Below are 25140 nucleotides of genomic sequence, written 5' to 3'. Positions count from 1 at the left end.
TCCGTCCAGAATTGCGTCAAAACAAAGAGATAGAGCGTTTCGGCGTTCCCGCGAAACGCTGAACCGTTCTAGCATCGCACGGCGAGCGCATTCGGCTTTCGCGGAACCGACGTCAGCTGGACGCCTGCACGACAGCAACGGCGCCATCTTCCTGGTTGATCATGATCTTTTCCGAAAACCGGTTCCCACTTTTCGGGATCATGGTCTAGCCAATCAGCACGCGTGGCTCGAAGCGACCATTGACTGGAATGTCGAGCATGAATGTCATGCCGGCTTGCGGGTCGAGCAGGCGCTGCTTCTCGCTCTTGCCCGACCAGGCGGAGGTGACCGCCAGCCGGTCGGCATTCCTGCCGACGAAAGCCGGACAGGAAGGCTGCGTCGCCGGCATCGCCACCGAACGGACGAGCTTGCCGTCGGGTCCATAGGCTTCGACGACGCTGCCGCCCCAGCAGGCGTTCCACAATATGCCGTCACGGTCGAGCACCGAACCATCGATATAGCCCTTGGCCGAACGGTGGTCGACGAAGACCTTCGGTTCGCCAACCGGCAGGCCGGTCGCCGGATCGCAGCCGACGCGCATCAACAGCCCGGTGCTGGTGTCGGTGTAATAGGCGATCGTCCCATCCTCGGAAAAGCAGATCGAATTGGGCACCGTGACGTCGGCATAGAGCCGGCGCAGCTCGCCCTTGAAGAACCAGTAGATCGAACCGGCGGCCTTCTCCTCGCCCTTGCCCATGGTGCCGACCCAGAGGGCGCCGCAAGGGTGAACGCGTGAATCGTTCGAGCGGGTGACCGTATTGTCGGCCTCGATCGGCGTGTGCAGCGTCAGCTTGCCGGTCGCGACGTCGCGGACATGCAGACCGGTCTCGGTGGCGATCAGCTGGCGTTGGTCGTCGATGATGCAGATGGCGCTGGCCATCTGACCGAGCTCGTGGATTTTGACGGCACCGCCCGACAGGCGCTGTTCGAGGAGCTGGCCGTTGACGATGTCGAACCAGTAGAGCGTGTCGGTGGCAGGGTCATAGCTTGGTCCCTCCCCGAGTTGGCAGACATGGTCGGAAAAAACCGAAACAATGGTCTCGCTCATCATGCCACTCCAAACGCCGCGTCCCAGGCCTGAACTGCGGCTTTCGCTCGCGCTGCCACTTCGTCGACGCTCATGCCCGGCTTGAACAGGCTGGAGCCAAGACCGAAGACGCTGACGCCGGCTGCCTTGTAGCCGGCAAAATCCTTATCCGAAACGCCGCCGACCGCGCCGACCAGCACACTGGCCGGCAGCACCGCGCGCATCGCCGAAATGCCCGCCGCGCCAAGCACGCTCGCCGGGAAGAATTTCAGTGCCGAGGCGCCGAGCCGGATTGCTTGAAATGCCTCGGTCGGCGTGAACACGCCGGGCATCGTCACCATGCCGTAGTGCATGGCACGGCCCATGACCTCGGCATCGATATTGGGGCTGACCAGCAGCCGCCCGCCGGCCTTGTGCAGGCCGTCGACATCGGCGGCGCTGAGCACCGTGCCGGCACCGACCAAGGCTGTTGGAGGAAGCGCTCCGACAATGCTGGCGATGGAGGCGTAAGGATCGGGCGAGTTGAGCGGCACCTCGATCGCTTCGATACCGGCGCCGAAGATCGCCTGGCCGATCGCCACCGCCTCGCTTGGCTTGAGGCCACGCAGGATGGCGACCAGACCCCGCTCGAGCTTTGGAAAAGGTGCGGTCTCTGTCATGCGGCAACTCCATTTCCGGCGATCATGCCATTTTCGCGCGCGGCTTCGGCAAGACCGGCACGCACCGCCTCGTCGGCGTCGACCACCCTGACCGCGAGCCCGGCAAGGCCGAGCGCGTCGGCATAGAGCGTGCCAAGTGCGCCCGACGCGATCAGCACGACGGGCACGGCACTCGCCCCATAACGGCGATTTGCCGAAGCGATCTCGCCGCCGATCAGCAGGCCGGACAGGCACGCGGCGGCATCCTCGGGCTTCAGATCCTGCAGCAGGCTGGCGGCGCGGATCGAGAACAGTCTTGAACCGATGTCACCGCCTTCGGCCAACGCCTTCAGGCACCACTCCCGGAAAAATGGATTTTCGGCGGCAACCGGCTTCGGCGGCTCGCCCAGCGAATGGCGCAGGATCGAGTGCGCGGCCAGCACCGAAAACAGCTCGCCGGTCGGCCAGGTGCCGAAACCGGCAACGGCACCGTCCTCGACCAGCACCCATTTCGAATGCGTGCCAGGCATGCAGACGACATGGCGTCCCTTTGCCGGCAAACCGGCGCCGGCAAGCTGCGTCTCCTCGCCGCGCATGACATCCGGGGCGTCGGCCAGACGCTGGGCAAGGCCGGGCACGATGCGGATGTCGCGGCGCTGGCCGGGGATGCGGGCAGCGCCGGCGAGAATAGCGCCGATCGGCGCCGGCACGCTGACATAGGGCGCCTCCAGCCAGCCCTGGCGCGAACCGGCCATGCCGCAAATGATGACCGGCAGCGCCTCGGCTGCGCCCAGTGCAGCCAGATGCCCTTCAAGAATGGACGAAAATCCTTTAGCCTGGGCGGTGATCAGCCCGTCATCGCCGCGCCGCTCGGCGAGAACCTTGCCGGCGCCGTCGAGCAGCCAGACCCTCATACGGGTGGTGCCCCAGTCGACGGCCGCGACGGAAGCTGCCTTGCTCGATGAGATCACAGGAACCCCCCATCGACGATCAGCATCTGCGCGGTCAGCATGCGTGAGGCATCCGACGCCAGGAACAGCACGGTGCCGACAATGTCTTCCGGCTGCATCACCTCTTTGATGCACTGTTTGGCGACATGAGCGGCGAGCGCTTCTTCGGTGACCCAGAGCTTTCTCTGCCGCTCGGTGATCACCCAGCCGGGCGCGATCGCGTTGACACGGATGCCGTCGACGCCGAGCTTGCCGGCAAGACCCTTGGTGAGACCGACGATGCCGGCCTTGGCGGCGGTGTAGGCCGGCATATCGGGATGGTTGATGAGAAACGACGTCGAGGTGAAGTTGATGATCGAGCCGCCGCCGGCCCGCTTCATGCCCGGCGCCACCGCCTGTGCGCTGAAGAAATGCGGGCGCAGGTTGATGGCATGGTTGTTGTCCCAGAACTCCACCGTGACGTCTTCAACGGCATGGCGGTCATCCTGCGCGGCATTGTTGACCAGCACGGTCACGTCGCCATGCGCCTCGGCGGCTTTGGCCGCCGATAGCCGCAACGCCTCGATGTCGCGTATGTCGGTCTTGAGATAAAGCGGCCGCCGGCCCAGCTCCTTCTCTAACCGATCGGCCAGCGCCACGCTCGGACGGTCCGCGATATCGATGAAGGCGACCTTTGCCCCCTGGCGGACAAAACCTTCGGTCAAGGCAGCACCAATGCCGGAGCCGCCGCCGGTGATCAGCACCGAAGCGCCTTCGAGGTCGGCAAAGCGTGCCGATGGCATCATGAAATTCTCTCCCGGTCCAATGATCTCGGTCGGCCGGCGCGCATCCTATCCAGCCGTGTCGGGCGGGCAAGGGCGAAAGAGTGGATTGTCAGGACTTATGTCCGACAAAAGGCCGCACGGGCCGCCGATCGATCAGCTGCCCAGCCGGACGCGGTACAATTCGACGGCGGCTCCGCTGGTCCCGGCAACCGGCTCAAGCCATTCCGGCACGCTGCCGCGCATCAGCCCGGCAAGAAACCCTGCCGGCGCCTTGGCTGCGAGGAGCTTGCTTTCGGCGCTGCCGGGGCACAGCGCGACGAGGCCGACGTGATGATCCGCTACGACCGTCCTGGCATCGGCATCGGACCCAAGGAAGGCATCGAGCGCCAGCAGGTTGCCGGCGACATTGCGATGATAAGGCCCGGCGAAGACGCGATGTCCGGAATAGGCCAGGATAGGCGATCCGAGATTGGAAATTGCCAGCACGGTGGTGCCGGGCAGGCGGCCGAGTGCCGCAAAGGAGGCCACGCGCTGGCAAGCGACATCGGTGCCGTCGCCATTATCCGCCGTGGTGTTGCTGTCGTCGAAGGCTACCGAGGTCGCCGCGGCAGCCCCAGTCCAGACCGCATTCACCGAAACCAGCCAGACGGCAGCCATGCGCAGCGCCACACCGCGCGACGCGCTGGCCTCGGCCCGTTGACGCCATTTGGCAATCCAGGCGGCAAGCGGGATGACGGCGAAGGCGATCGAGAATGTCGAACCGCGTACCTGCCAGGCGCTGACGATGAAGGCCACGACAAGCAGCGCGCCGACAAGGCTGTCCTGCCGCCGCCAGCCACCGCGGCCAAGGCGAAGCGCCATCAGCACGAGCGCGATGAGCGGCGTGGCATAGCGCGCCACCACCCCGGCCGGATCTTCAGCGAGCAGCTTGAACAGCGATTGCGCCTCGTCGATGTGATCAAGCCATAGCTCCTTGAGGCGCGGATCGAGGTTGGCATAGGGCGCCGCCAGGCATTGTGGGAACAAAAGGACGACGAGAGCGGCCAATATCAGGGCAAGCGGGCCAAGCGAGGCGAACCGCCGTTGGCGCGTGCGGCCGGCGGGCTCGACCGACGCTATCGCCGCAAGGCCGGTTCCGGCAATCGCCGCGACGACGAACTGCACGGCCGAGAAGGCGTCGCATTGCGCCTGACCCCAGGCGGACCATGGAATGGTGACGACAAAGACGAGGGCGGAGACGCCGGCAAAGCCGAGGCCGAAATCCCTGGCGATCAGCCTCTCGCCATTGGCGCCGAGGGCGAACAGCATGGCAACAGAGGCGCCGATGGTGGCCACATAAGGCGCGGTCTCCATGCCGACGGCCAGCATCAATCCGGTGCACAGGCCGGAGAGCAATGCCGCCGGCCTGCGCGTTCGCGCTTCAAGCAACAGGCTCAGGCTGGCCATGCTCAGCATCAGCTGGACATTGTGGTGATCGAGCGCGCCAGGCGAAAAAATACCGAGGAAATACAGTGCGGCAGCGCCGATCACGACAGCGGGCAGCACGGCGCTGTCACCGGCAAAGCTGCGCGCGGCGCGAGCCGTGAAAAATACGGTCAGGCAGAAGAGCAGCGCCGGCCACAGCACTTGCGCAACATTCTCGGCCAAGGCCGCGCTGCCGGTCAGGGCCGATACGGCGATGATGATGGCGGCGATCGGCGCATCGACCAGCCGCGACCAATGCATGACGAAACCGCCTTCCAGGCCCATCCTGTACTGGTGGAGATCGAACCACCTTTGGCCGGCCAGCATGTCGCGAACTTCGACGAGGCGCAGCAGATTGTCGTTGTCGCCGCCGGCATTGGTCAGTGCCGGGAAGCCGGCAAAGGCATTGACGGCAAGCGCCAGCACCGTGGCAAGCAGCGCCAGCGCGATATCGGACCTCCAAATGGAGGCGCCATCGTCGGCTGTGCTCATATCGGGACCTTTGGAAGGAATACGGGGCGGTTTAAACCTAGCCTTAACAGCTTCAATAAATAGTAAAGCCGCCCGAGCGAGGCCGGCGTTTGAGCGGTCAGGGGCCTCACAGGGCATCCGGAGACGAAAAATGCCACAAGAAGTGCGCCATGAGCCGAGCATCGCCGTGCTCCTGCCTTGCTACAATGAGGAGCTGACGATCGGCGAAGTGGTGCGGCGCTTTCGCGAAACGCTGCCTGCCGCCGCGATCTATGTCTACGACAACAATTCGCGCGATCTGACGGCGCTCCGAGCCCGCGCCGCCGGCGCCATCGTGGTGCGCGAGCCGCGCCAGGGCAAAGGCAATGTCGTGCGCCGCATGTTCGCCGACATCGAGGCCGACATCTACCTGATGGCCGACGGCGACGGCACCTATGCGCCGGAGGACGCGCCGCAACTGATCAACACGCTGCTGACCGAGCGCTCCGACATGGTGGTGGGCACCAGGCGCGGCGTCGCCAACGACGCCGGCAGGACAGGCCACGCCTTCGGCAACCGCATCTTCAACAGCCTCTACAAACGTTTGTTCGGCTCGGACTTTACCGATATCTTCTCGGGTTACCGCGCCTTCACCAGGCGCTTCGTCAAGAGTTTTCCCGCCGTTTCCGGCGGTTTCGAGATCGAGACCGAAATGTCGGTGCACGCCTCGCAGCTCAAATTGCCGGTCAGCGAGATCGGACTCGACTATGGCCGCCGGCCGGAAGGCTCCTCGTCGAAGCTGTCGACCTTTCGCGACGGCGCGAAGATCCTGTGGATGTTCGCCATGCTGATGAAGGAGACGCAGCCGCTGCGTTTCTTCGGCGCTTTTTCGGTGTTCTTCCTGGCATCAAGCCTGTTTCTGATGGCGCCGGTGCTGATCGAGTTCGCCGAAACCGGGCTTGTGCCGCGCATGCCGACCTGGGTTCTGTCGGTCGGCCTGCTGCTGCTGTCGATGCTGGCGGCGGTGACCGGGGTGATCCTCGATTCGGTGTCGCGCGGGCGCGCCGAGCAGAAGCGCATCTTCTATCTGTCGATGCCTTCCGGTCGCGTCGAACGTGAACGTGCAAGCGCGCTCGCGACTTTGAAGGCCGGACCGCGCAAGACCCCGCGCGCGGCCTAGAGCCTAAATGGGACGCCTCGCCCGCTTCATTGTCGCCGGCGGCATCGGCTTCGTCGCCGACGCGGGTGCGCTTTGGCTGGTGCTGGCGGCAACGCCGCTTGGCCCCTTGGCAGCCCGCATCATTTCGATCGGTTTTGCGCTGTCCGCCACCTGGCTGATCAACCGCCACCTGACCTTCTCGCCTTCCAGCCGGGGCATCGCGCATGAGGGCGCCCGCTACGGCGGCGTCGGCATTGCCACCAGCGTCGTCAATTATCTCGTCTATTGCGTCATGTTGTTCGCACTGCCGATGGTGTCGCCGCTCATAGCCCTTGCGGTCGCCTCGCTGGTCGCCATGGCGCTGTCCTTCCTCGGCTATTCCAAGCTGGTGTTCGACCGCTGAAGGCACATCGCGTTGGGATCTGCGCCAAGCGAAGCGCAGCCTCATCATGACCTTGGCCGATTGGCAGAGGCCGCCGATTTCCTTATATCGCTGTCGTCGATGCATCGGCCCGAAAAATCGGAATCGATTTTCGGAAAGCACGATGCATGGATTCAAGAAATGTTGGAGCGTACTTTGTGCGTCCAAGTGGATCGCTCCAAGTGCGCCGGAGAGCTGCCATGCCCCTGAAAGTCGCCGTCCAGATGGACCACATCTCCACCGTGTCGGTAGCCGGCGACACGTCGTTTGCACTGTCGCTGGAGGCGCAGCGGCGCGGCCACCAATTGTTCCACTACACGCCCGACCGGCTGTCGCTGCGCGACGGCAAGGTGTTTGCCCGTATCGAGGCGATGCAGGTCCGCGACGAGAAGGGCAATCATTATTCGCTGGGCGAAGAAGTCCGCACCGATCTTTCGGAGATGGACGTCATCCTTTTGCGGCAGGATCCGCCCTTCGACATGAACTACATCACCACCACGCATATTCTCGAGCGCATCCATCCGAAGACGCTGGTGGTCAACGACCCGGCCTGGGTGCGCAACAGCCCGGAAAAGATCTTCGTCACCGAATTTCCCGACCTGATGCCGGACACGCTGATCACCAAGGACCCTCTCGAGGTCGCAGCCTTCCGCAAGGAGTTCGGCGATATCATCGTCAAACCGCTCTACGGCAATGGCGGCGCCGGCATCTTCCACCTGCACGAGGCCGACCGCAACCTCGCCTCGCTGCTCGAAATGTTCGACCAGTTGTTCCGCGAACCCTACATCGTGCAGCGCTACCTCAAGGAGGTGCGGGCTGGCGACAAGCGCATCATCCTGGTTGACGGCGAGCCTGTCGGCGCCATCAACCGGGTACCGGCCGAGCATGATTCCCGCTCCAACATGCATGTCGGCGGCCGCGCCGAAAAGACCGAGCTGACGGCGCGCGAACGCGAGATCTGTGCCCGCATCGGCCCCGCGCTGAAGGAGCGCGGCTTCATCCTTGTCGGCATCGACGTCATCGGCGACTACATGACCGAGATCAACGTGACCTCACCGACCGGCATACGCGAAGTGCAGCGCTTCGGCGGCGCCGACATCGCCAGCCTGTTCTGGGATGCCGTGGAGGAGAAGCGCAACTAGCCTCGCTTCGCGAGCGGCCGCGTTGCAAACCATTGCCGCCGTTGCGCTCAGCTGTTCCCCAAATGTTCTTGCCTTCGCCGGAAATCTGTGGTTGTCTCGGGTGACGCCGTTCGCGGCATGATCGCAAAGGCTTGGGGCAAAAGCCTGCATCCGGGGTGAAGACATGGTGGCGCGGGTTCGCACGGTTGCTTTCCAGGGCATCGAGGCCGTGCCGGTCGACGTGCAGGTGATGATCGCGCCGGGCAAGGTCAACATGCACATCGTCGGCCTTGCCGACAAGGCTGTAGCCGAAAGCCGCGAGCGGGTGCAGGCAGCACTTCATGCATCCGGCCTGTCGATGCCGTCGAAGAAGGTCACCGTCAATCTGGCGCCGGCCGACCTGCCCAAGGAAGGCAGCCATTACGATCTGCCGATCGCCCTCGGTCTGATGGCGGCGCTCGGCGCCATTCCGGGCGACATGCTGGCCGGCTATGTCGTGCTTGGCGAATTGTCGCTCGACGGCACCATCGCCGCGGTTGCCGGCGCGCTGCCGGCGGCGATCGGCGCCAATGCCGAAGGCAAGGGCCTGATCTGCCCGTTCGCCTGCGGGCCGGAAGCGGCCTGGGCCGGCAAGGATTTCGACATATTGGCGCCGCGCAGCCTGATCGCCATCGCCAATCATTTTCGCGGCACGCAGGTTCTGTCGCGGCCGGAAGCCGGCATCCACGCCGCGGCGCGCGACCTGCCCGATCTCGCTGACATCAAGGGCCAGGAGACCGCCAAGCGGGCGCTGGAGGTGGCGGCCGCCGGCGGCCACAATCTTCTGATGGTCGGGCCGCCGGGATCGGGAAAGTCGATGCTGGCGCAGCGGCTGCCGTCGATCCTGCCGCCGCTGGCGCCCAGGGAATTGCTCGAAGTCTCGATGATCGCCTCGGTGGCCGGCGAACTCGGCGAAGGAAAGCTCACAGACCGGCGGCCGTTCCGCGCGCCACATCATTCGGCCTCGATGGCGGCGATGGTCGGCGGCGGTCTGCGCGTGCGGCCGGGCGAGGCCTCGCTTGCCCATCACGGCGTGCTGTTCCTCGACGAGTTCCCCGAATTCTCGCCGCAGGCGCTCGATGCACTGCGCCAGCCGCTCGAGACCGGCGACTGCATGATCGCGCGCGCCAATCATCGCGTCACCTATCCGGCGCGTATCCAACTGGTCGCGGCGATGAACCCGTGCCGTTGCGGCATGGCCGGCGAGCCGGGCTATCGCTGTCTACGCGGCGATCGCTGCCGCACCGACTACCAGGCGCGCATTTCCGGCCCGCTGCTCGATCGCATCGATCTCAGGATCGAGGTGCCGGCGGTCTCGGCCAGCGATCTGATCCGGCCGGACCGGGCGGAGAAAAGTGCCGCCGTCGCACTACGTGTTGCCCGCGCCCGTACGATCCAGCGCGAGCGCTTCGAGCGGCTCGGCGCGACCGCCACCACCAACGCCCATTGCTCGCCGTCAGTCATCGAGGAGATCGCCATGCCCGATGCCGCCGGCCTGTCGTTGCTCAGAGATGCCAGCGAAAAACTCGGCTTTTCCGCGCGCGCCTATCACCGCGTCTTGAAGGTGGCGCGGACGCTGGCCGACCTCGAGGCAAGCGAAACAGTCGGCCGCATCCATCTGGCCGAGGCGATTTCCTACCGCATGAGCTCGGAGCGGATGGCGCAGGCGGCGTGACGTTCCCCTCCCCCCCTGGGGGGAGGGTGGCCGCGAAGCGGCCGGGTGGGGTTGCCGGCGACGTGCTCTGCCTTTAACGTCTGCACGATATGCGCAGATCAAGATGGCACCGAGTATTGGTCGCCAAGACAATCCCGTTCTTGTCGCTGGAATGGGAGTCGGCGCAATTCTTGCAGGACCCCTCCCGGCCCTTCGGGCCACCCTCCCCTCAAGGGGGAGGGGGACACCGACTCCCATGCCTTCGCTTCAGGTGCCCTGCTTCGCCTTCAGCTCCAGCCTCCGTGCGTGCAGCACCGGCTCGGTATAGCCGTTGGCCTGGACGCGGCCCTTGAAGACCAGATCACACGCGGCGAGGAAGGCGATGGACTTGTCGAAATCCGGCGCCATCGGCCGGTAGAGCGGATCGCCTTCGTTCTGGCGGTCGACGATCGCCGCCATGCGTTTCATCGTCTCCATGACCTGCTCGGGCGTGCAGACGCCGTGATGCAGCCAGTTGGCGATGTGCTGCGAGGAGATGCGCAGCGTGGCGCGGTCCTCCATCAGGCCGACGTCGTTTATGTCCGGCACTTTCGAACAGCCGACGCCCTGGTCGATCCAGCGCACGACATAGCCCAGAATTCCCTGCGCGTTGTTGTCGAGTTCCTTCTGGACGTCTTCAGGGGACCAGTTCGGCCGCCTTGCTACCGGCACCGACAGGATGTCGTCCAGTTTCGCCTTGGGGCGGCTCTTCAGCGCCGCCTGGACGGCGTGGACATCGACCTTGTGGTAGTGCGTGGCGTGCAGGGTCGCCGCCGTCGGCGACGGCACCCAGGCGGTGTTGGCGCCGGCCTTGGGATGCACGATTTTCTCGGCCAGCATCGCCGCCATCAGGTCAGGCATCGCCCACATGCCCTTGCCTATCTGGGCGTGGCCGGCCAACCCACATTCCAGCCCGATGTCGACGTTCCAGGCTTCGTAGGCGGCGATCCAGGCGGCCTGCTTCATGTCGCCCTTGCGGATCATCGGGCCGGCTTCCATCGAGGTGTGGATCTCGTCGCCGGTGCGATCGAGGAAGCCGGTGTTGATGAAGACGACGCGTTCTTTCGCGGCGCGGATCGCCTCCTTGAGGTTGACGGTGGTGCGCCGCTCCTCGTCCATGATGCCCATCTTGATGGTGTTTTTGGGCACGCCGAGCAGCGCCTCGACGCGGTCGAAAATCTCGACGGCGAAGGCAACTTCGTCGGGCCCGTGCATCTTGGGCTTTACGATGTACATCGAGCCGGCGCGAGAATTGGCGCGGCGCCCGTTCACGCCGATGTCATGCAGCGCGATCAGCGCCGTCAGCGCCGCATCCATGATGCCTTCCGGCACCTCGTTGCCGTCGCGGTCTGATATCGCCGGATTGGTCATGAGGTGGCCGACATTCCTGACCAGCATCAGCGAGCGGCCCGGCAAGGTCAGCGTGCCGCCATCGGGCGCGGTATAGGAGCGGTCTGGGTTGAGCCTGCGGACAAAGCTCTTGCCGGCCTTGGTGATCTCCTCCGCCAAGTCGCCCTTCATCAGGCCGAGCCAGTTGCGGTAGACCAGCACCTTATCTTCGGCATCGACGGCCGCCACCGAATCCTCACAGTCCTGGATGGTGGTCAGTGCCGATTCCAGCACGACATCGGCAATGCCGGCCGGATCGGTGCGGCCGATCTGGTTGTTGCGGTCGATGACGATTTCAATGTGCAGGCCGTTCTTGACCAGCAGGACGGCTTCGGGGTCGGCGGCATCGCCGCGATAGCCGGCAAACTGTCTGAGGTCGGCAAGCGTGGTGGCGCCGGCACCCTCGCCCAGCCGCAACATGCCGTTGGCGACCGAAAGCCCGTTGACGCCGGCCCATTTGCCTGTGGTGAGCGGCACCGCCTCGTCGAAGAAGCTTTTCACCCAGGCGACGACCTTGGCGCCGCGCGCCGGATTGAATTTGTTGCCTCGCTCGGCGCCGTCCGTCTCCGGGATGGCGTCGGTTCCGTAGAGCGCATCGTACAGCGAGCCCCAGCGCGCATTGGCTGCATTCAGCGCATAACGCGCGTTCATCACCGGCACCACCAGCTGCGGCCCGGCGACCGAAGCGATTTCCGGGTCGACATTTTCGGTGGTCACGCTGAAGGCCGGCCCCTCCGGCAGGAGATAGCCGATCTCGCGGAGGAACGTCTTGTAGGCCTCCATGTCGACGGGCGCGCCATTGTCGCGATACCAGCGGTCGAGCTTGTCCTGCATGGCATCGCGCTTTTCGAGCAGCGCCCGGTTTTTTGGCGAGAGATCATGGACGATCGCCGAAAAACCGCTCCAGAATGCCTCCGCCTCGATGCCGGTGCCCGGCATCGCTTCGTTCACGACGAAATCATGAAGCTCGCGGGCAATCCGCAATCCGGCGATCTCGACGCGATCGGTCATCAGGGCTTCTCCAGACGAAAGGCTAGGCCGGGCCTTTGGCATGTCACGGTGGCAGGGTCAATTCAGCTCAGGGTGAAGGTAGGGCGTTTTCGCTGCCGATCTCCCCCCTTGAGGGGGAGATGGCCGGCAGGCCAGAGGGGGTCGCTTCGCGTGGAGTGCAACTCTTCTTTGCACCAAATCGGGTCGCGCTTCATGCGCGGCGACCCCCTCGGTCGCCTTCGGCGACATCTCCCCCTCGAGGGGGGAGATTACGCGCTCACACCGCAATCCTTGGCCTTCCCGACGCCACCGCCACGACATGCGCCTCGATGAACATGCGCTGGCCCTCTACTGTGGAGACGCGGAACTCGCTGGCGATTTCGATCTCGGCGCTGTCGGTGCCGGCGTCCTTAGCCCGCCCGGCGGCAATCGCCCGCACATCTTTCTCCGCTGCGGCGATCGCCGCTGCTTCGTCGTTGAAATCGCGCACGCTTTCACCGGAGGCGACGCGGAACAGCCCTTCCTTGGGCTGGCTGACGCGCGCCTCGGCCGAGACCCGCACCTGGCCGACGACGGCGCCGAGCGCGTTGGCGACGTCGGTATCCTCAGGCACCATGCATTCATTGCCGACCAGCTCGGCCAGGCCGGCATAGTGCAGCGGCGCCGAGGCGCCGAGGCCGATCACCGGACGGTCGAGGGCGACGCTCAAGCGGGCGATGCCGGGATGCGCGTCGACGGCGCGCTGGACCAGGGCATGGGCGACGGTCGCCGCGCCATCCAGCCCGTCCTCGGCAAAGGCGGTCTCGAGGATGACTTCCGCCGACAGACGGGTCAGCGCGGTCAGCACCCGTTCCGAGATCGCCTCCGGCGAGGCGGCGATGAACTGGCCGCGGCCGTCGCGCCTGCGCGCGAACAGCTCGGCACCCAGACGCGCCGCGGCCGCATCCCAATTGGCCTGCCTGCCCAGCACATGCGCGGCGTCCGACGGCGTGAAGCCGACGACATGCACCAGCCCGCGCGACACCAGCCGGTTCAAGGTGGCGTTCTGGGCGTTCGAGGTCAGCAATCTGTCGAGAGCCTGCGGCACGGCACCAATCAGCTCGTAAAGCTTGGCTTCGGCACCGGTCAGTCCGGCCGCCAGCCGCTCCGGCACGCCGGTGCGCACCGCCAGCCGGCCATCCATGCGGCCGGGGTTGGGCGCGCGCAGCTGGCGTTCGAGCTCTGATGTGACGGCCTCGCCATGCATCAAGCCGGCCAGCGCCAGCGGCACCAGGCGGCGCGGGCCGAGCAGGATTCTCGGATTGAGCGCGCCGTCCTCCAGCGCCACTTCGGAATCGCCGCCGAGGCCAAAAGTGCGCATGGCGACGGCCTCGACCATGGTGCGGAAACCGCCGACGGTGGCGCCTTCCGGATCGAGCCGCGGCCGGCCCTTGTCGAGCACGGCGACGTCGGTGGTGGTGCCCCCGATATCGGAAACCACGGCATCGTCGAGGCCGGTCATGTGGCGGGCACCGACGAGGCTGGCGGCGGGGCCGGACAGGATGGTCTCGATCGGCCGCTGGCGGGCAAAGGCGGCCGAGACCAGAGCGCCGTCGCCGCGCACCACCATCAGCGGGGCGGCAATGTTGCGCGCGGCCAAAAAGCCTTCGGTTGCCGCGACCAGCCGGTCGATCATCGAGATCAGCCTGGCGTTGAGCAATGTCGTCAGTGCCCGGCGCGGGCCGCCGAGCTTGGCCGACAGTTCGTGGCTGGCGGTGACCGGCAGGCCGGTCCTGTCGCGGATCAGGTTCCGCGCGCTTAGCTCATGCGCCGGGTTGCGGGTGGCGAAATAGGCGCAGACGGCAAAGCCGGACACCGACTTTTCCAGTTCCGGCAAAGCTGCCTCCAGCCCGGACAGATCGAGCTTTGCCGCATTGCCGTGGACATCGTGGCCGCCGGGGCAGAACACCACGGGATCGGTGCCAAGCGCCGCCTTCAGCCCGTCGCGGGCAAGGTCGCCCTCGGCAAAGCCGATCATCACCAGCGCGACACGCCCGCCCTGGCCCTCGACCAGCGCATTGGTGGCAAGCGTCGTCGACATCGACACCAGTTTTATCGCAGTCGGGTCAGTGCCGGCCATTTCGAGCACCGCATCGACCGCGCCGGAGATGCCGACCGCCAGATCATGGCGCGTGGTCAGCGCCTTGGCCTTGGCCAGCACCTTTCCGCTTGGCCCGCCGGCCTCCGACCACAGCACGGCGTCGGTGTAAGTGCCGCCGGTGTCGATGCCGAGGAACAGGGGTGAGGGTTTGGGCTTGGCGGTCATATATTTGGGTCCGGAGAATTGCTGCCCCGCCCCTTAGCCGATACGGGCCGGGCGATAAAGGCACGAGCGCTGGGCCAAGGCAGCGTAATCTCCCCCCTCGAGGGGGAGATGGCCGGCAGGCCAGAGGGGGTCGTCTCGCGTGGAGCGCCGGCATTCTCTGGCCGCGATGGCGTTGGCGTCAGGACGTACCGACCCCCTCTGTCGCCTTCGGCGACATCTCCCCCTCAAGGAGGGAGATAGCGGCGCCGCCTACCCGACAAACCCCACGCGCTTGTGCGAGCCATCGCAGAACGGCTTGTTGGCGGAGTGGCCGCAACGGCAGAGGAAGGTGCGTTGCGTGCGGTCGACCGTGTGGCCGGTGCCGGTGACGATTTCGACATTGCCTTCGAGCTTGAGCGGGCCGTTGGTCGTCGGTGTGACGGTCAGCGGGCCATTCCGCACCTCCAGCGCCGGCGTGTCCTTCAGCGCCGGCTCGCCGGTGGCGATGAAGCCCGATTTGGTGTGGCTGCCATCGCAGAACGGCTTGTTCTCCGAGGCGCCGCAGCGGCACAGCGTGGCGCGGTAAGACGTTTCGCCGCCCAGCACGATCTCGGCATGCAGCGCCAGCGGGCCGTTTTCCCTTATGCGCACAGTGTTGACCGCCGGCGGCTGTTCCTGCGGCCCGCCATCCTTGCGGATATAGGTGATGGCGCCGGACGGGCAGGCTTCGGCGAGCGCCACGACCTTCTCGACGCTGGCCGCATCGGGATGGATCCACTGGCCGGGCGCGTTGGGCACGAAAACATGCGGATCGCCAAGCACGCAGTTGCGCGAATGGATGCAACGTTTTCCCGAAAAGCCGATGTCGATCTTCTCGCCTTCGACCACTGCCATGGGTGGGTCTCCTGTCGGACTACGCTATGGCGACAGTCAGGACGACGTCAAGGCAGCATTCTCCCCCTCGTGAGGGCCGACCTCGGGCGCGGCGGTAAGGGAATTCCCATTTTTTGCTCGCAGCACCACATTTTGTTCTTGCTTTGTGCCGGCAGCTATGCTACTAATTTGCGTATGGTGCCAATTGGCTCCAACGACCCGCCTGCCGAGGCGGGTTTTTTGTTTCAGCTTTGAATTCCGGCGTTGCCGGCCTGCACTCGCGGGACGGCCCTCTCCCCCCTCGAGGGGGAGATGGCCGCGCAGCGGCCAGAGGGGGTCGGCACGACCGGACTCGGCCTACTGCTGCAGAACAGGTTGGCGCTCTATGCGCGGCGACCCCCTCTGTCGCCTTTGGCGACATCTCCCCCTCAAGGGGGGAGATCTGCCACGTCACGGAACCAGATCGATTTCCTCGGTCTCGCCGCCACTGCAGGTGTAGCAGCAATCGTCGCACTTTTCCGTATTGCCGGGGCCGACGCCCCAATAGGTATTCTCGTCGCCATCGACCCAGGCGCCGTAGCAGATCGATTCGCCGTCACTGCAGGACAGCGGGATCGCCTTGGTCTCGCCGTCGTTGAGATAGTAATCCTGATTGTTGCCCGGCCAGACATGATCGCGGTCCTGGCTGTAGAGCTCGACGCGCATGGCGTTGGGATGGCTGTTCTTGATCTCGAAAGTGACATCGCCGGCATGCGCGACGGGCGCAAACAGTGCGGCAAGGCAAAGCGACGCGGCGACGCGGCGCGCGAAAGCGTAGGACGACATGATGATTTCCCCCCGGAATGAAGCGGCCTGCCCGGCCGCGAGCGAGAACATGGCATGGCGGCGGGATGGGTGGAAGGGGGTGCGCCATTTGCACATCGCGAAAGCGCAGCGTTGCCAAGGAAGACCCCTCTCCGGTTTGCTTCGCAAACCACCTCTCCCCACTTCGTGGGGCGAGGAAATGCCAATCGCCGAAGCCTCACAAGACCTGGGTTCCTCGCCCCCACGAAGTGGGGGAGAGGTGGCCGCGCAGCGGCCGGAGAGGGGGCGGTCCGACTGGCCTCACCGGCTGGGCTTCAGCAGCGTCCAGATCCAGCCGATGAATGTGAGCACCAGGAAGGGATATCCGGCAGCGGGCAGCGGCTCCGAGGTCGGCAGCAACGGCGCCCCCCAGAGGATCAGGCCCGCCGACGCAACAAACAGCAAGGCGGCCACGACAGCCGTGAGCCGCATCCACAGCGCGAAGGTTTTCGGCGCGCTGACCATGACCAGCGCCGCCGCCCAAAGCGAGATACCGCCGATATAGGAGGGCACGCTGGCCTCAAGCCCCGCCGCATTGCCGGAGAGCAGCAGGCTTTCGCCGGCGAGAAAGGTCAAAAATCCAGCCGCCACGCAGTCATTGCCCTGGCGCTGATATTTCATCGTCAACAGCGCGGTCGCCACCACGAGCGCCACGCCGTCGATCGTCCAGAGCGTTTCGCGAAGTTCGGCGCTCTCGACGAAGGTGCCGGCGAGTCCGAAAGCGCCGCCGATGGCGAGGCCGATCGCGGCGACGAGGTCCAGAGTGGAGCGCATGTGATGTCTCCCCCGAAGCCGCAAGGATACTTCAAGGCGGGACATTCTCCAATGATGGTCCGCTGTCCTGAAGGGTCGCAATGGCCGGCGCGTATCCAGCTTGCTGACCTGTCGCACTCTTCTGCCCAATCTCCACCATGCAGCTTCAGCGCCGCGCTGGCGGGGGGCCCGCTGCCTCCGGCAGCTCCCCCGCTTTCGAAGCCTGCCATCGATTCACTGGATCGATGGCTTGGCGCGCTGTGCGCGCCAACCGGCTTCTCAATCGCCCATCTTCAAGGCCTGGATAAACGCCTCCTGCGGGATATCCACCTTGCCGAACTGCCGCATCCGCTTCTTGCCCTCTTTCTGCTTGTCGAGCAGCTTGCGTTTGCGTGAGACGTCGCCGCCGTAGCATTTGGCGGTGACATCCTTGCGCAGCGCCGAGATGGTCTCGCGGGCGATGACCTTGCCGCCGATCGCCGCCTGGATCGGGATCTTGAACAGATGATGCGGGATCAGCTCCTTCAGCTTCTCGCACATCTGGCGGCCGCGCTTTTCCGCCGCCGTGCGGTGGACCAGCATCGACAGCGCGTCGACCGGCTCCTCATTGACCAGGATCGACATCTTGACCAGGTCGCCTTCCTTGTAGTCGGTCAAATGATAGTCGAACGAGGCGTAGCCCTTGGAGATCGATTTCAGCCGGTCGTAGAAGTCGAAGACCACCTCGTTGAGCGGCAGATCGTAGATCAGCATGGCGCGCTTGCCGACATAGGACAGGTCGGCCTGGATGCCGCGCCGGTCCTGGCAGAGCTTCAGGATGCCGCCGAGATAGTCGTCGGGGGTGAGGATGGTGGCGCGGATCCACGGCTCCTCGATGGCCTGGATCTTGACCACGTCGGGCATGTCGGCCGGGTTGTGCAGTTCCTTGACCGAGCCGTCGTTCAACAGCAGGCGGTAGACGACGCTAGGCGCGGTGGCGATGAGATCGAGATTGAACTCGCGCTCCAGCCGCTCCTGGATGATTTCGAGATGCAGCAGCCCGAGGAAGCCGCAGCGATAGCCGAAGCCGAGCGCGGCGCTGGTTTCCATTTCAAAGGAGAAGGACGCGTCATTGAGGCGCAGCTTGCCGACAGCGGCGCGCAGATCCTCGAAATCGGCGGCGTCGACCGGGAACAGGCCGCAGAACACCACCGGCTGCGCCGGCTTAAAGCCGGGCAGGGCTTGCGCCGTCGGCCGCTTGTCCTCGGTGATGGTGTCGCCGACGCGGGTGTCGGCAACCTCCTTGATCGAGCCGGTGAAGAAACCGAACTCGCCGGGGCCGAGCTCGTCGACATTGATGCGGGCTGGCGTAAAGACGCCGGTGCGCTCGACCAGGTACCTGGCGCCAGTGCCCATCATGCGGATGGTCTGGCCCTTCTTCAGCACGCCGTCGATGATGCGGACCAGCACGATGACGCCGAGATAGGCGTCGTACCAGCTGTCGACCAGCATCGCCTTCAGCGGGGCCGTGATGTCGCCCTCGCGCGGCGGCGGCAGATCGTTGACGATCGCTTCCAGCACGTCGGGAATGCCTAGCCCGGTCTTGGCCGAGATCAGCACGGCGTTGGAGGCGTCGATGCCGATCACCTCCTCGACCTGTTCGCGGATGCGCTCGGGCTCGGCGGCGGGCAGGTCGACCTTGTTCAGCACCACGACGATCTCATGGTTGTTGTCGATCGCCTGGTAGACATTGGCCAGCGTCTGCGCCTCGACGCCTTGCGAGGCGTCGACGACCAGCAGCGAACCTTCGCAGGCAGCGAGCGAGCGCGACACTTCATAGGCGAAGTCGACATGGCCGGGCGTGTCGATCAGGTTGAGGACATAATCCTGGCCATTGTTGGCGCGGTATTTCAGCCGCACCGTCTGCGCCTTGATGGTGATGCCGCGCTCGCGCTCGATGTCCATCGAGTCCAGCACCTGCTCCTTCATGTCGCGCAGCTCCAGCCCGCCGGTCGACTGGATCAGCCGGTCGGCAAGCGTGGATTTGCCATGGTCGATATGGGCAACGATGGAGAAGTTGCGGATGTTTTTGATCGGCGTGGTCATGCGGCGCGCTTTAGCAGGGGCACGCTACATCGGCAAGCGGCGGGGCGCGGGTGCGGCGGCGGGGCGGCAAAGTCGTTAAACTTTGATCCATGAGATTAGAGCATAGTTCGCGCCCGGCGTGGTAGCCCACCGGCCGTCGCCGTTTCGGGGGGATCGGAATGCCGTTGTCAGCACGCAAATTTCTCAAATCGGTGAGCGGCTCGTTCGCGCCATTGCTCGCCATCTTGCTTATCCCGATGGTTGCCGCATTGGGTTTTTCCATCGACTATACCTCTGCGGTTTCAACCAGGGCATCGATGCAGAACGCCCTCGATGCAGCGTCGCTGTCGATCACGACGCTTGCGACGGACACCTCACTGGCGGACCGCCAGGTAAAACTGCAGGAGGCATACCTGGCCAATGGCGGGCAAGGCACGGCCAAGCTCGACAGCTTCGTCGTCGCCACCGACGGCGCCGCCAGCATCAAGGCTTCGGCCGGCTTTGCCATGCCGACGAATTTCATGCAGATCGCCAGGATCAACACGGTGCAGGTCGGCGTTGCGTCGGCAGTGACAAAGCGGCCGGCATTGGTGCAAGCCACGTTCAAGGTGACCAAGGTCTCGGGCTGGTGGGGCAAGACAATGACGCTCTACGGCACCAAATTCGGGGACACGGTGGCCAACAAGCTGATGAAGATCACCTACATATACAACGGTTATGGCGATCCGAAAGGCTATGGCACGGCGACCGTCTCCACCATCAACGGAGCGACGATCACTATGGTCCAGCAGCAGGTGTGTACGACCACCACGGTGCTCAGCTTCTACGCCTTGCCTAGCACCACGATCGTCCAGACTGACTCATACGGCAGGAAATACACGACCACCTGTGTCAACACAATGTATCCCGCGACCGGTGCCGGCGCGGTGATCGACGTCAGCCAGATGGACCAGCTATATCTGCAGATGGATGTCCCGTCAGGCAATCCAACGGTGCTCAAATCGAACGATCCGGCAACATCGAACCGCCTCTACGCGAACGGCGTCGAGATCGCCAGTGGCCAAACGGTCGATATCTTTACGCTGGTGCCGTGCGGCCAGACCAGCACACAAGCGTGGGAAGACGGGGGATCGTCGGTGCCGACATCTCCGACCATCACCGATTCCAACGCGGACTTTTTCTACACAGTAACCGGCAAATGCGCCTTCAATCAGCGGGCATCCGAAACGCTGTTGACACAATAGGCCGCCGCAGCTGAGTGCGAGGGCATATCGGCCCGCTTAGGCTGCCGTCCATCACACCGCCGCCCCGGTCACACCGGGTGGCGTGTTGGTTGCGAGCGACCGTCTTCCCTTCGCCCCCTGTGGGAGAGCTGCGAACGATCACGAAGCGGTGATGCTGTAACGAACCGTGTGTCGGCGGCGAAGTGTGGACATGGAACCGCACAGGAGAACAGCGATGACCGGATCGGAACGAAGCACAGCCCTGATGGGGCTCGCCGCGGCACTGTTTTCCGCGACTGTGCTGTCGGCAACCAGCGCGGCCGCCGGCCAGACGCTGACCGTCGTAGAGCTGTTCACCAGCCAGGGCTGCTCGTCCTGTCCGCCGGCCAACGCCAATCTGATCAAGGTCAAGGACCGGCCCGACGTGCTGGCGCTGTCCTTCAACGTCACCTACTGGGACTATCTCGGCTGGAAGGACACATTCGGCAAAGAAGAATTCACCCAGCGCCAGGTCCGCTATGAACCGTCGCTCGGCCGTTCCGGCCCGTTCACGCCGCAAGTGGTGGTCAACGGCAGGGCCGATGCCGTCGGCGCCAGGCCGGGCGAGATCGAGCAGATTTCGAGCGGCGGCCACGCTGACGGACCTTCGTTGTCGCTCGCCGGCGGAAAGGTCAGCATCGGCGCCGGTCCGGTGCCCGGCGGCAGGGCCGATGTCTGGCTGGTGCGTTACGGCAAGGGCGTCGTCGAGGTGCCGGTGGCGCGCGGAGAAAACACCGGCCGCACGCTGCCGCACGCCAATGTCGTGCATTCGCTGACCAGGCTGGGCAGTTGGACCGGCGACGCCACCGCACTGCCGCTGCCGGCGACGACGGGCGGCCTCAGCACAGCGGTGCTGGTGCAGGTGCCGGGCGGCGGGCCGATCCTCGCTGCCGCAGCGAATTAGAACCCGTTCCGAAATTTGCGCAACGCCGCAGCGGCGCCGCTGCATGCCGTCAACCCCTGCCAAACCCTAGGAGATCATCATGACCAATCCTTTGACCAATCGCCCGACCCTGGCGGCACTCGCCTTCGCACTTTGCTCGACGGCGCTGTTCGCAGGAGGCGCGGCGCGGGCCGAAGATGCGATGAAGCCGGCGAACGCCATGGCAACAAACGCCATGAAACCGGCAACGGACGCAATGAAGCCGGCCGGCGCCATGGCGGCTGACGCGATGGCCACGACCGCGATGAAGGCGACAGATCCGATGAAGGCCGACTGCATGGCCAAGGCCGCCGCCGAGACGGACGCCATGAAGAAAGCCGAAGCGACCAAGGCCTGCGATGCCATGGCTCCGGCCAAATAGGCGATGCGCACAGCAATGTGAGAGCCCGGCGGACCTATCCGTCGTATAATCCACACCAGCATCATGGGAGATCAGACATGACCGGAGCCCTGAAACGATCGTCGATTTTCGCAAAAGCAGCACTTGCCGCGCTCATCCTCACGGCCGCCGCGGCCGTGCTCTGGCAGACGCCGGCAGTCTCGGCCGAAGACGCGGTGGTGATCCCGCCGCCGGCATTGGACGAGAAGGCCACCGCCGGCACCGAAAAGGCGGTCTTCGCCGGCGGCTGCTTCTGGGGTGTGCAAGGCGTGTTCCAGCACGTCAAGGGCGTCACCAGCGCCGTTTCCGGCTATACCGGCGGCGACAAGGACACGGCCATCTATGAAATGGTCGGCACCAGCCGGACGGGCCATGCCGAATCCGTCGAGATCACCTACGAGCCGTCCGAGGTGACCTACGGCCAGCTGCTGCAGGTGTATTTCTCGGTGGCGCACAACCCGACGCAACTGAACTACCAGGGCCCGGACAGCGGCACCCAGTACCGTTCGACGATCTTTGCCGAAAACGACGCACAGAAAAAGATCGCCGAAAGCTACATCGCCCAGCTCGACAAGGCCAAGGTGTTTCCCAAGCCGATCGTGACGACGCTGGAGATCGGCAAATCCTTCTATCCGGCCGAGGACTATCACCAGGACTTTCTGACGCTCAACCCGACCTATCCCTATATCGTCTACAACGATTTGCCCAAGGTCGAGAATCTGAAGCGGCTGTTCCCCAACCTCTACAGCGAAAAGCCGGTGCTGGTGCTGGCCGCCAACAAGAGCTGAGTTTTGCGGGGGGCCTGCTGATCTCCCCCCTTGAGGGGGAGATGGCCGGCAGGCCAGAGGGGGTCGGTTCGGTTGGCGCGACGCGGTCCGGCATATCGAGGAAGACGAAGTTGGCACTCCACGCGCGGCGACCCCCTCTGTCGCTTTCAGCGACATCTCCCCCTCGAGGGGGGAGATCAGCAGTTTCCGCGCTTCGCACTACTCCCCCTTTTTCCAGGGCAGGCTCCAGCGCACCTTCTCCAGCGTCGCCTTTGCCTCGGCCGAGTCCGGGTCGGGCTCCGTCTCGCGATAATGCGCCGAGCCCTCAGGCGGGTAGGCAAGTGTGTTGTTGAGGGCGAATTTGTCGATCTGGCTGAAGTCGGGGAAAGGCAGGTTTTGCGCCTCGCGCCAATCGCTGACCCTTTTCTCCGCGGCGATGCGTTTTTCGTCGTCGACCGGAAGGTCGGTGGCTCTGTATTCCAGTGACGAAGGGAAGGCGAACTGCGCGCCGGCATCATCCATGATGTTGATCATGGACAACAGGATGTCCTCGCGGATGGCTTGAAAATCGGCCACGTCGGCGGTTTTGATATAAGTGAACACGTCGATATCGAGCGAATAGGCGCCGAAGCCGGCAAAGCGCACGCGGCAGGGCTCATCGGTGACGCGCGGATGGGCAATCAGCAGCTTGCGCAGCTCGGCCAGGACGTAACGTAGCTGATCGGGCGTCGTTTCGTAGCGCAGCTGCAGCGTCGTCGCGAACCGGGTGCGATCGCGATGCGCGTAGTTCTCGATCTGCATGCCGGCGAAATCCGAGTTTGGCACCGAGATGATCGTGCGGTCGAGCGACCGGATGCGGGTGGAGCGCATGCCGATATGCTCGATCGTGCCGGACTGGTCGCCGAACTTGCAGAAGTCGCCGACGCTGACCGGCCGATCGGCATAGAGCGTCAGGCCGGAGAGGAAGTTCTGCAGCGTTGGCTGCGCGGCCAGCGCCACCGCCAGACCGCCGATGCCGAGACCGGCGATGACGCCTTCGTAGGGGATGGCGAGCACTTCGGCCAGCAGCAGGAAGGCGACGACCAGCACGGCGACGCGCGCCACGCCGGTGGACAGCGAAATCAGCGTGTCGTGATAGCCGGGCACCTGCCACAGTCCACGGTAATGGTCGGCGACCTTGCCGATCAGGTGCCAGACCACCGGCACGGCGCCGATCACGACCAGGCTCCAGGCGATTGCCTTGACCGGGGCGGCGACCACTTGCGGCAGACCGAGCGGGCGCAGCGTCAACAGCAGGAAGAAGCCAAGCACGATCGAGCGCACCGCCCATTCGACAATGCGGAAGAAGGCCGGGCTGTCCGTCCTTCGCACAAACAAGGAAATCAGCGCATTGGCGATGAAGCCGAAGACGATGCCGGCCAGTGCGGCAAGGCCGAGCATCGACCATTGCCAGCGCTCCATCGGGCCGGCGCGGGTGAGCAGGCCGGGGCTGATCTCGCGGGCGAGGCCACGGGCGATGAAGAACGGGTCGGTGCTGGCGAAGGCGGCGAATTCCGGCGCCACCGGCACGTCTTCGACATCGGCGTAGAGCGCGCGGATGTGGGCGAGCGTCTCGGGCGTGAACTGCCAGATCTTGCCCTTCTCAGTCTCGACCGGGCCGATGACGATGTTGCCGACGGGATGCTCGAAATAGACGAAGGGGGTGTTGCTCTTCGGATCGTCGGGGATCTCCTGCCAATAGACGTAGCCGATGCGGTCGATGACCTTTTTGAGATAGCGCTCGAGCAGGAACGCCTCGTCGCCACGCACCGCCTGACTGTAGTTGCGCAGGTCGAGCGCCGCCTGGGCCGGGTCGCCGGCTTCGGTGAGGCCGCTCAACAATACCTTGAACGTGTCGCGCGGCGAGGCGAGCCTGCTCGGATCGTCGACCATGTCGACGGCTTCGCCACGCGCTTCCTGGAATTCGGCGAGCTTGGCCTGGAGCTGGGCAAGTGGCGGCCCGACGATGAACCAGTCGCCATTCTTGCGACGAAAAGTGACGTCGAAGGAGATCCTGGTGCCGTATTGCGGCAGCGTCGCCGTCACCTCGTCTCCGGAAATCGCATCATGCGGCATGCTCCACAGACGGAACGTCGCGTTGTCGATGACGGTGAACAGAAGCTTGGTGTAATCGGGCATGTTGAGGCCGCCGCGGTCGGCCTCGGTGACGTCGACGAGACCCGCTGCCAGACCGGCAAGACCCATGCCGCCACCGGTGGCGCGCGGCACATTGTCGGCGCCGCTCTCGTTCATTGTCTGCAGGAACGAGCGCATGGTGCTCATCGGGCTCGACTGGTCGACACGGACGTCCTCGACGGCGCTGACGCGCACACCTGTCCACCATTCGGCGGTGGCGGCATCGAAGCGGCCCATGAAGCTGCCGCCGTCAGGCGATTGGACGAAGGTGAAGGCGCCCTGGCGGTCGCCTTCGAACCAGTGGCCGACAAGCTTGTCGCCTTCGGCCTTGGCCTCGATACGGCCGTTATAAAGCGGGTACACGCCCTTTACGTCAGTGCCCGTCTGCTCGAACTTGATCTGGGCGCCGCCGCCGCGCCACTTCGTGTCCCACACGCCCGTCCAGTTGGCCGCGTCCTGGGCATGCGCCTGCGGCATGGCCGGCAGCAGGCCGGCAAGCGCGAGTGCGCCGATCAGCGCGACCGTCCGGATCAGCAAAAGCAGCAGCCGATCCTGTCCTGCCGCAGAAAAGGGGTTCATTCTGTTGCCCTTCTTCTTGCCGGCGATTCTGCTGGGCCGGCCAGAGAAGGTTATTCCGCTTGAAGATGAATATT

Annotated in this window: 20 protein-coding genes; 8 read left to right on the top strand and 12 right to left on the bottom strand. The window is 64.8% G+C overall.

Annotated elements, in window-relative coordinates; genetic code table 11:
• Positions 1-205 precede the first annotated feature (205 nt).
• From NKI25_RS19580 to NKI25_RS19560, 5 genes are all read right to left on the bottom strand, one after another.
• Positions 206-1087, bottom strand: coding sequence for an SMP-30/gluconolactonase/LRE family protein (locus NKI25_RS19580; protein WP_023679859.1), 882 nt, complete (start codon positions 1085-1087; stop codon positions 206-208).
• Positions 1087-1725, bottom strand: coding sequence for a 2-dehydro-3-deoxy-6-phosphogalactonate aldolase (locus NKI25_RS19575; protein ID WP_023679860.1), 639 nt, complete (start codon positions 1723-1725; stop codon positions 1087-1089). Before NKI25_RS19575 ends, NKI25_RS19580 begins: the two co-directional genes overlap by 1 nt.
• On the bottom strand, positions 1722-2672 hold the full coding sequence (locus tag NKI25_RS19570) for a 2-dehydro-3-deoxygalactonokinase (RefSeq protein ID WP_031212749.1): 951 nt from the start codon (positions 2670-2672) through the stop codon (positions 1722-1724). Before NKI25_RS19570 ends, NKI25_RS19575 begins: the two co-directional genes overlap by 4 nt.
• On the bottom strand, positions 2672-3439 hold the full coding sequence (locus tag NKI25_RS19565) for an SDR family NAD(P)-dependent oxidoreductase (protein ID WP_352999102.1): 768 nt from the start codon (positions 3437-3439) through the stop codon (positions 2672-2674). The genes NKI25_RS19570 and NKI25_RS19565 overlap by 1 nt, the downstream gene beginning before the upstream one ends.
• A 132-nt stretch (positions 3440-3571) precedes the next feature.
• Positions 3572-5374: a GtrA family protein gene (locus NKI25_RS19560; protein ID WP_352999100.1), complete on the bottom strand. Its 1803-nt coding sequence runs from the start codon at positions 5372-5374 to the stop codon at positions 3572-3574.
• 130 nt (positions 5375-5504) lie between these two features.
• On the opposite strand from NKI25_RS19560, the gene NKI25_RS19555 reads away from it, so the two are divergent.
• The 4 genes from NKI25_RS19555 to NKI25_RS19540 all read left to right on the top strand — a co-directional run bounded on the left by NKI25_RS19555 (position 5505) and on the right by NKI25_RS19540 (position 9747).
• Positions 5505-6512 (top strand): glycosyltransferase, encoded by a 1008-nt coding sequence (locus NKI25_RS19555; RefSeq protein ID WP_031212751.1) that lies wholly within the window; start codon positions 5505-5507, stop codon positions 6510-6512.
• Positions 6513-6519: 7 nt separating this feature from the next.
• A complete protein-coding gene (locus NKI25_RS19550; protein WP_023679865.1) occupies positions 6520-6894 on the top strand; it encodes a GtrA family protein in 375 nt (124 codons plus the stop codon).
• A gap of 218 nt (positions 6895-7112) precedes the next feature.
• Positions 7113-8054, top strand: a complete 942-nt coding sequence (gene gshB / locus NKI25_RS19545) for a glutathione synthase (protein ID WP_023679866.1) — start codon at positions 7113-7115, stop codon at positions 8052-8054.
• Between the two features lie 163 nt (positions 8055-8217).
• The gene (locus tag NKI25_RS19540) at positions 8218-9747 is read left to right on the top strand and encodes a YifB family Mg chelatase-like AAA ATPase (protein ID WP_023679867.1); all 1530 of its coding nucleotides are present in this window, start codon (positions 8218-8220) and stop codon (positions 9745-9747) included.
• A 246-nt stretch (positions 9748-9993) separates the two neighbouring features.
• Here the strand turns inward: NKI25_RS19540 and NKI25_RS19535 are convergent, their stop codons facing one another.
• The 6 genes from NKI25_RS19535 to lepA all read right to left on the bottom strand — a co-directional run bounded on the left by NKI25_RS19535 (position 9994) and on the right by lepA (position 18982).
• The gene (locus tag NKI25_RS19535; RefSeq protein ID WP_352999098.1) at positions 9994-12165 is read right to left on the bottom strand and encodes a malate synthase G; all 2172 of its coding nucleotides are present in this window, start codon (positions 12163-12165) and stop codon (positions 9994-9996) included.
• Between the two features lie 256 nt (positions 12166-12421).
• A complete protein-coding gene (locus tag NKI25_RS19530; protein WP_352588934.1) occupies positions 12422-14449 on the bottom strand; it encodes a hydantoinase/oxoprolinase N-terminal domain-containing protein in 2028 nt (675 codons plus the stop codon).
• A gap of 249 nt (positions 14450-14698) precedes the next feature.
• Positions 14699-15322: a CDGSH iron-sulfur domain-containing protein gene (locus NKI25_RS19525; RefSeq protein WP_352975375.1), complete on the bottom strand. Its 624-nt coding sequence runs from the start codon at positions 15320-15322 to the stop codon at positions 14699-14701.
• 429 nt (positions 15323-15751) lie between these two features.
• On the bottom strand, positions 15752-16126 hold the full coding sequence (locus NKI25_RS19520; RefSeq protein WP_352588940.1) for a hypothetical protein: 375 nt from the start codon (positions 16124-16126) through the stop codon (positions 15752-15754).
• A 279-nt stretch (positions 16127-16405) separates the two neighbouring features.
• Positions 16406-16918 carry a hypothetical protein gene (locus NKI25_RS19515; protein ID WP_352591673.1) on the bottom strand — a complete coding sequence of 171 codons (513 nt, stop codon included), beginning with the start codon at positions 16916-16918 and terminating at the stop codon, positions 16406-16408.
• Positions 16919-17176: 258 nt separating this feature from the next.
• Positions 17177-18982 (bottom strand): translation elongation factor 4, encoded by a 1806-nt coding sequence (gene lepA / locus NKI25_RS19510; RefSeq protein ID WP_352591676.1) that lies wholly within the window; start codon positions 18980-18982, stop codon positions 17177-17179.
• 158 nt (positions 18983-19140) lie between these two features.
• Here lepA and NKI25_RS19505 point away from each other — a divergent pair, with 158 nt between their 5' ends.
• From NKI25_RS19505 to msrA, 4 genes are all read left to right on the top strand, one after another.
• Positions 19141-20205 (top strand): TadE/TadG family type IV pilus assembly protein, encoded by a 1065-nt coding sequence (locus NKI25_RS19505; protein ID WP_352591679.1) that lies wholly within the window; start codon positions 19141-19143, stop codon positions 20203-20205.
• 214 nt (positions 20206-20419) lie between these two features.
• Positions 20420-21127, top strand: coding sequence for a DUF1223 domain-containing protein (locus NKI25_RS19500; protein WP_352999095.1), 708 nt, complete (start codon positions 20420-20422; stop codon positions 21125-21127).
• Between the two features lie 79 nt (positions 21128-21206).
• Positions 21207-21527 carry a hypothetical protein gene (locus NKI25_RS19495; protein ID WP_352571561.1) on the top strand — a complete coding sequence of 107 codons (321 nt, stop codon included), beginning with the start codon at positions 21207-21209 and terminating at the stop codon, positions 21525-21527.
• A gap of 77 nt (positions 21528-21604) precedes the next feature.
• Positions 21605-22333 carry a peptide-methionine (S)-S-oxide reductase MsrA gene (msrA, locus tag NKI25_RS19490; RefSeq protein WP_352591685.1) on the top strand — a complete coding sequence of 243 codons (729 nt, stop codon included), beginning with the start codon at positions 21605-21607 and terminating at the stop codon, positions 22331-22333.
• A 198-nt stretch (positions 22334-22531) separates the two neighbouring features.
• Here msrA and NKI25_RS19485 read toward each other — a convergent pair whose 3' ends face one another.
• Positions 22532-25066, bottom strand: coding sequence for a mechanosensitive ion channel family protein (locus NKI25_RS19485; protein ID WP_352591688.1), 2535 nt, complete (start codon positions 25064-25066; stop codon positions 22532-22534).
• Positions 25067-25140: the final 74 nt, after the last annotated feature.

Origin of the sequence: Mesorhizobium sp. M0808 (assembly GCF_040320025.1) — a bacterium.
GTDB lineage: Bacteria > Pseudomonadota > Alphaproteobacteria > Rhizobiales > Rhizobiaceae > Mesorhizobium.
Note: the sequence above shows the minus strand (reverse complement) of the source record. Positions and strands in the feature narration are given on the sequence as shown.

Excerpts from the sequence above, each read along its gene's own strand:
- NKI25_RS19580 (WP_023679859.1), bottom strand. The coding sequence starts at position 1,087 with ATGAGCGAGACCATTGTTTCGGTTTTTTCCGACCATGTCTGCCAACTC.
- NKI25_RS19575 (WP_023679860.1), bottom strand. The coding sequence starts at position 1,725 with ATGACAGAGACCGCACCTTTTCCAAAGCTCGAGCGGGGTCTGGTCGCC.
- NKI25_RS19565 (WP_352999102.1), bottom strand. The coding sequence starts at position 3,439 with ATGATGCCATCGGCACGCTTTGCCGACCTCGAAGGCGCTTCGGTGCTG.
- NKI25_RS19560 (WP_352999100.1), bottom strand. The coding sequence starts at position 5,374 with ATGAGCACAGCCGACGATGGCGCCTCCATTTGGAGGTCCGATATCGCG.
- NKI25_RS19555 (WP_031212751.1), top strand. The coding sequence starts at position 5,505 with ATGCCACAAGAAGTGCGCCATGAGCCGAGCATCGCCGTGCTCCTGCCT.
- NKI25_RS19550 (WP_023679865.1), top strand. The coding sequence starts at position 6,520 with ATGGGACGCCTCGCCCGCTTCATTGTCGCCGGCGGCATCGGCTTCGTC.
- gshB (WP_023679866.1), top strand. The coding sequence starts at position 7,113 with ATGCCCCTGAAAGTCGCCGTCCAGATGGACCACATCTCCACCGTGTCG.
- NKI25_RS19540 (WP_023679867.1), top strand. The coding sequence starts at position 8,218 with ATGGTGGCGCGGGTTCGCACGGTTGCTTTCCAGGGCATCGAGGCCGTG.
- NKI25_RS19535 (WP_352999098.1), bottom strand. The coding sequence starts at position 12,165 with ATGACCGATCGCGTCGAGATCGCCGGATTGCGGATTGCCCGCGAGCTT.
- NKI25_RS19530 (WP_352588934.1), bottom strand. The coding sequence starts at position 14,449 with ATGACCGCCAAGCCCAAACCCTCACCCCTGTTCCTCGGCATCGACACC.
- NKI25_RS19525 (WP_352975375.1), bottom strand. The coding sequence starts at position 15,322 with ATGGCAGTGGTCGAAGGCGAGAAGATCGACATCGGCTTTTCGGGAAAA.
- NKI25_RS19520 (WP_352588940.1), bottom strand. The coding sequence starts at position 16,126 with ATGTCGTCCTACGCTTTCGCGCGCCGCGTCGCCGCGTCGCTTTGCCTT.
- NKI25_RS19515 (WP_352591673.1), bottom strand. The coding sequence starts at position 16,918 with ATGCGCTCCACTCTGGACCTCGTCGCCGCGATCGGCCTCGCCATCGGC.
- lepA (WP_352591676.1), bottom strand. The coding sequence starts at position 18,982 with ATGACCACGCCGATCAAAAACATCCGCAACTTCTCCATCGTTGCCCAT.
- NKI25_RS19505 (WP_352591679.1), top strand. The coding sequence starts at position 19,141 with ATGCCGTTGTCAGCACGCAAATTTCTCAAATCGGTGAGCGGCTCGTTC.
- NKI25_RS19500 (WP_352999095.1), top strand. The coding sequence starts at position 20,420 with ATGACCGGATCGGAACGAAGCACAGCCCTGATGGGGCTCGCCGCGGCA.
- NKI25_RS19495 (WP_352571561.1), top strand. The coding sequence starts at position 21,207 with ATGACCAATCCTTTGACCAATCGCCCGACCCTGGCGGCACTCGCCTTC.
- msrA (WP_352591685.1), top strand. The coding sequence starts at position 21,605 with ATGACCGGAGCCCTGAAACGATCGTCGATTTTCGCAAAAGCAGCACTT.
- NKI25_RS19485 (WP_352591688.1), bottom strand. The coding sequence starts at position 25,066 with ATGAACCCCTTTTCTGCGGCAGGACAGGATCGGCTGCTGCTTTTGCTG.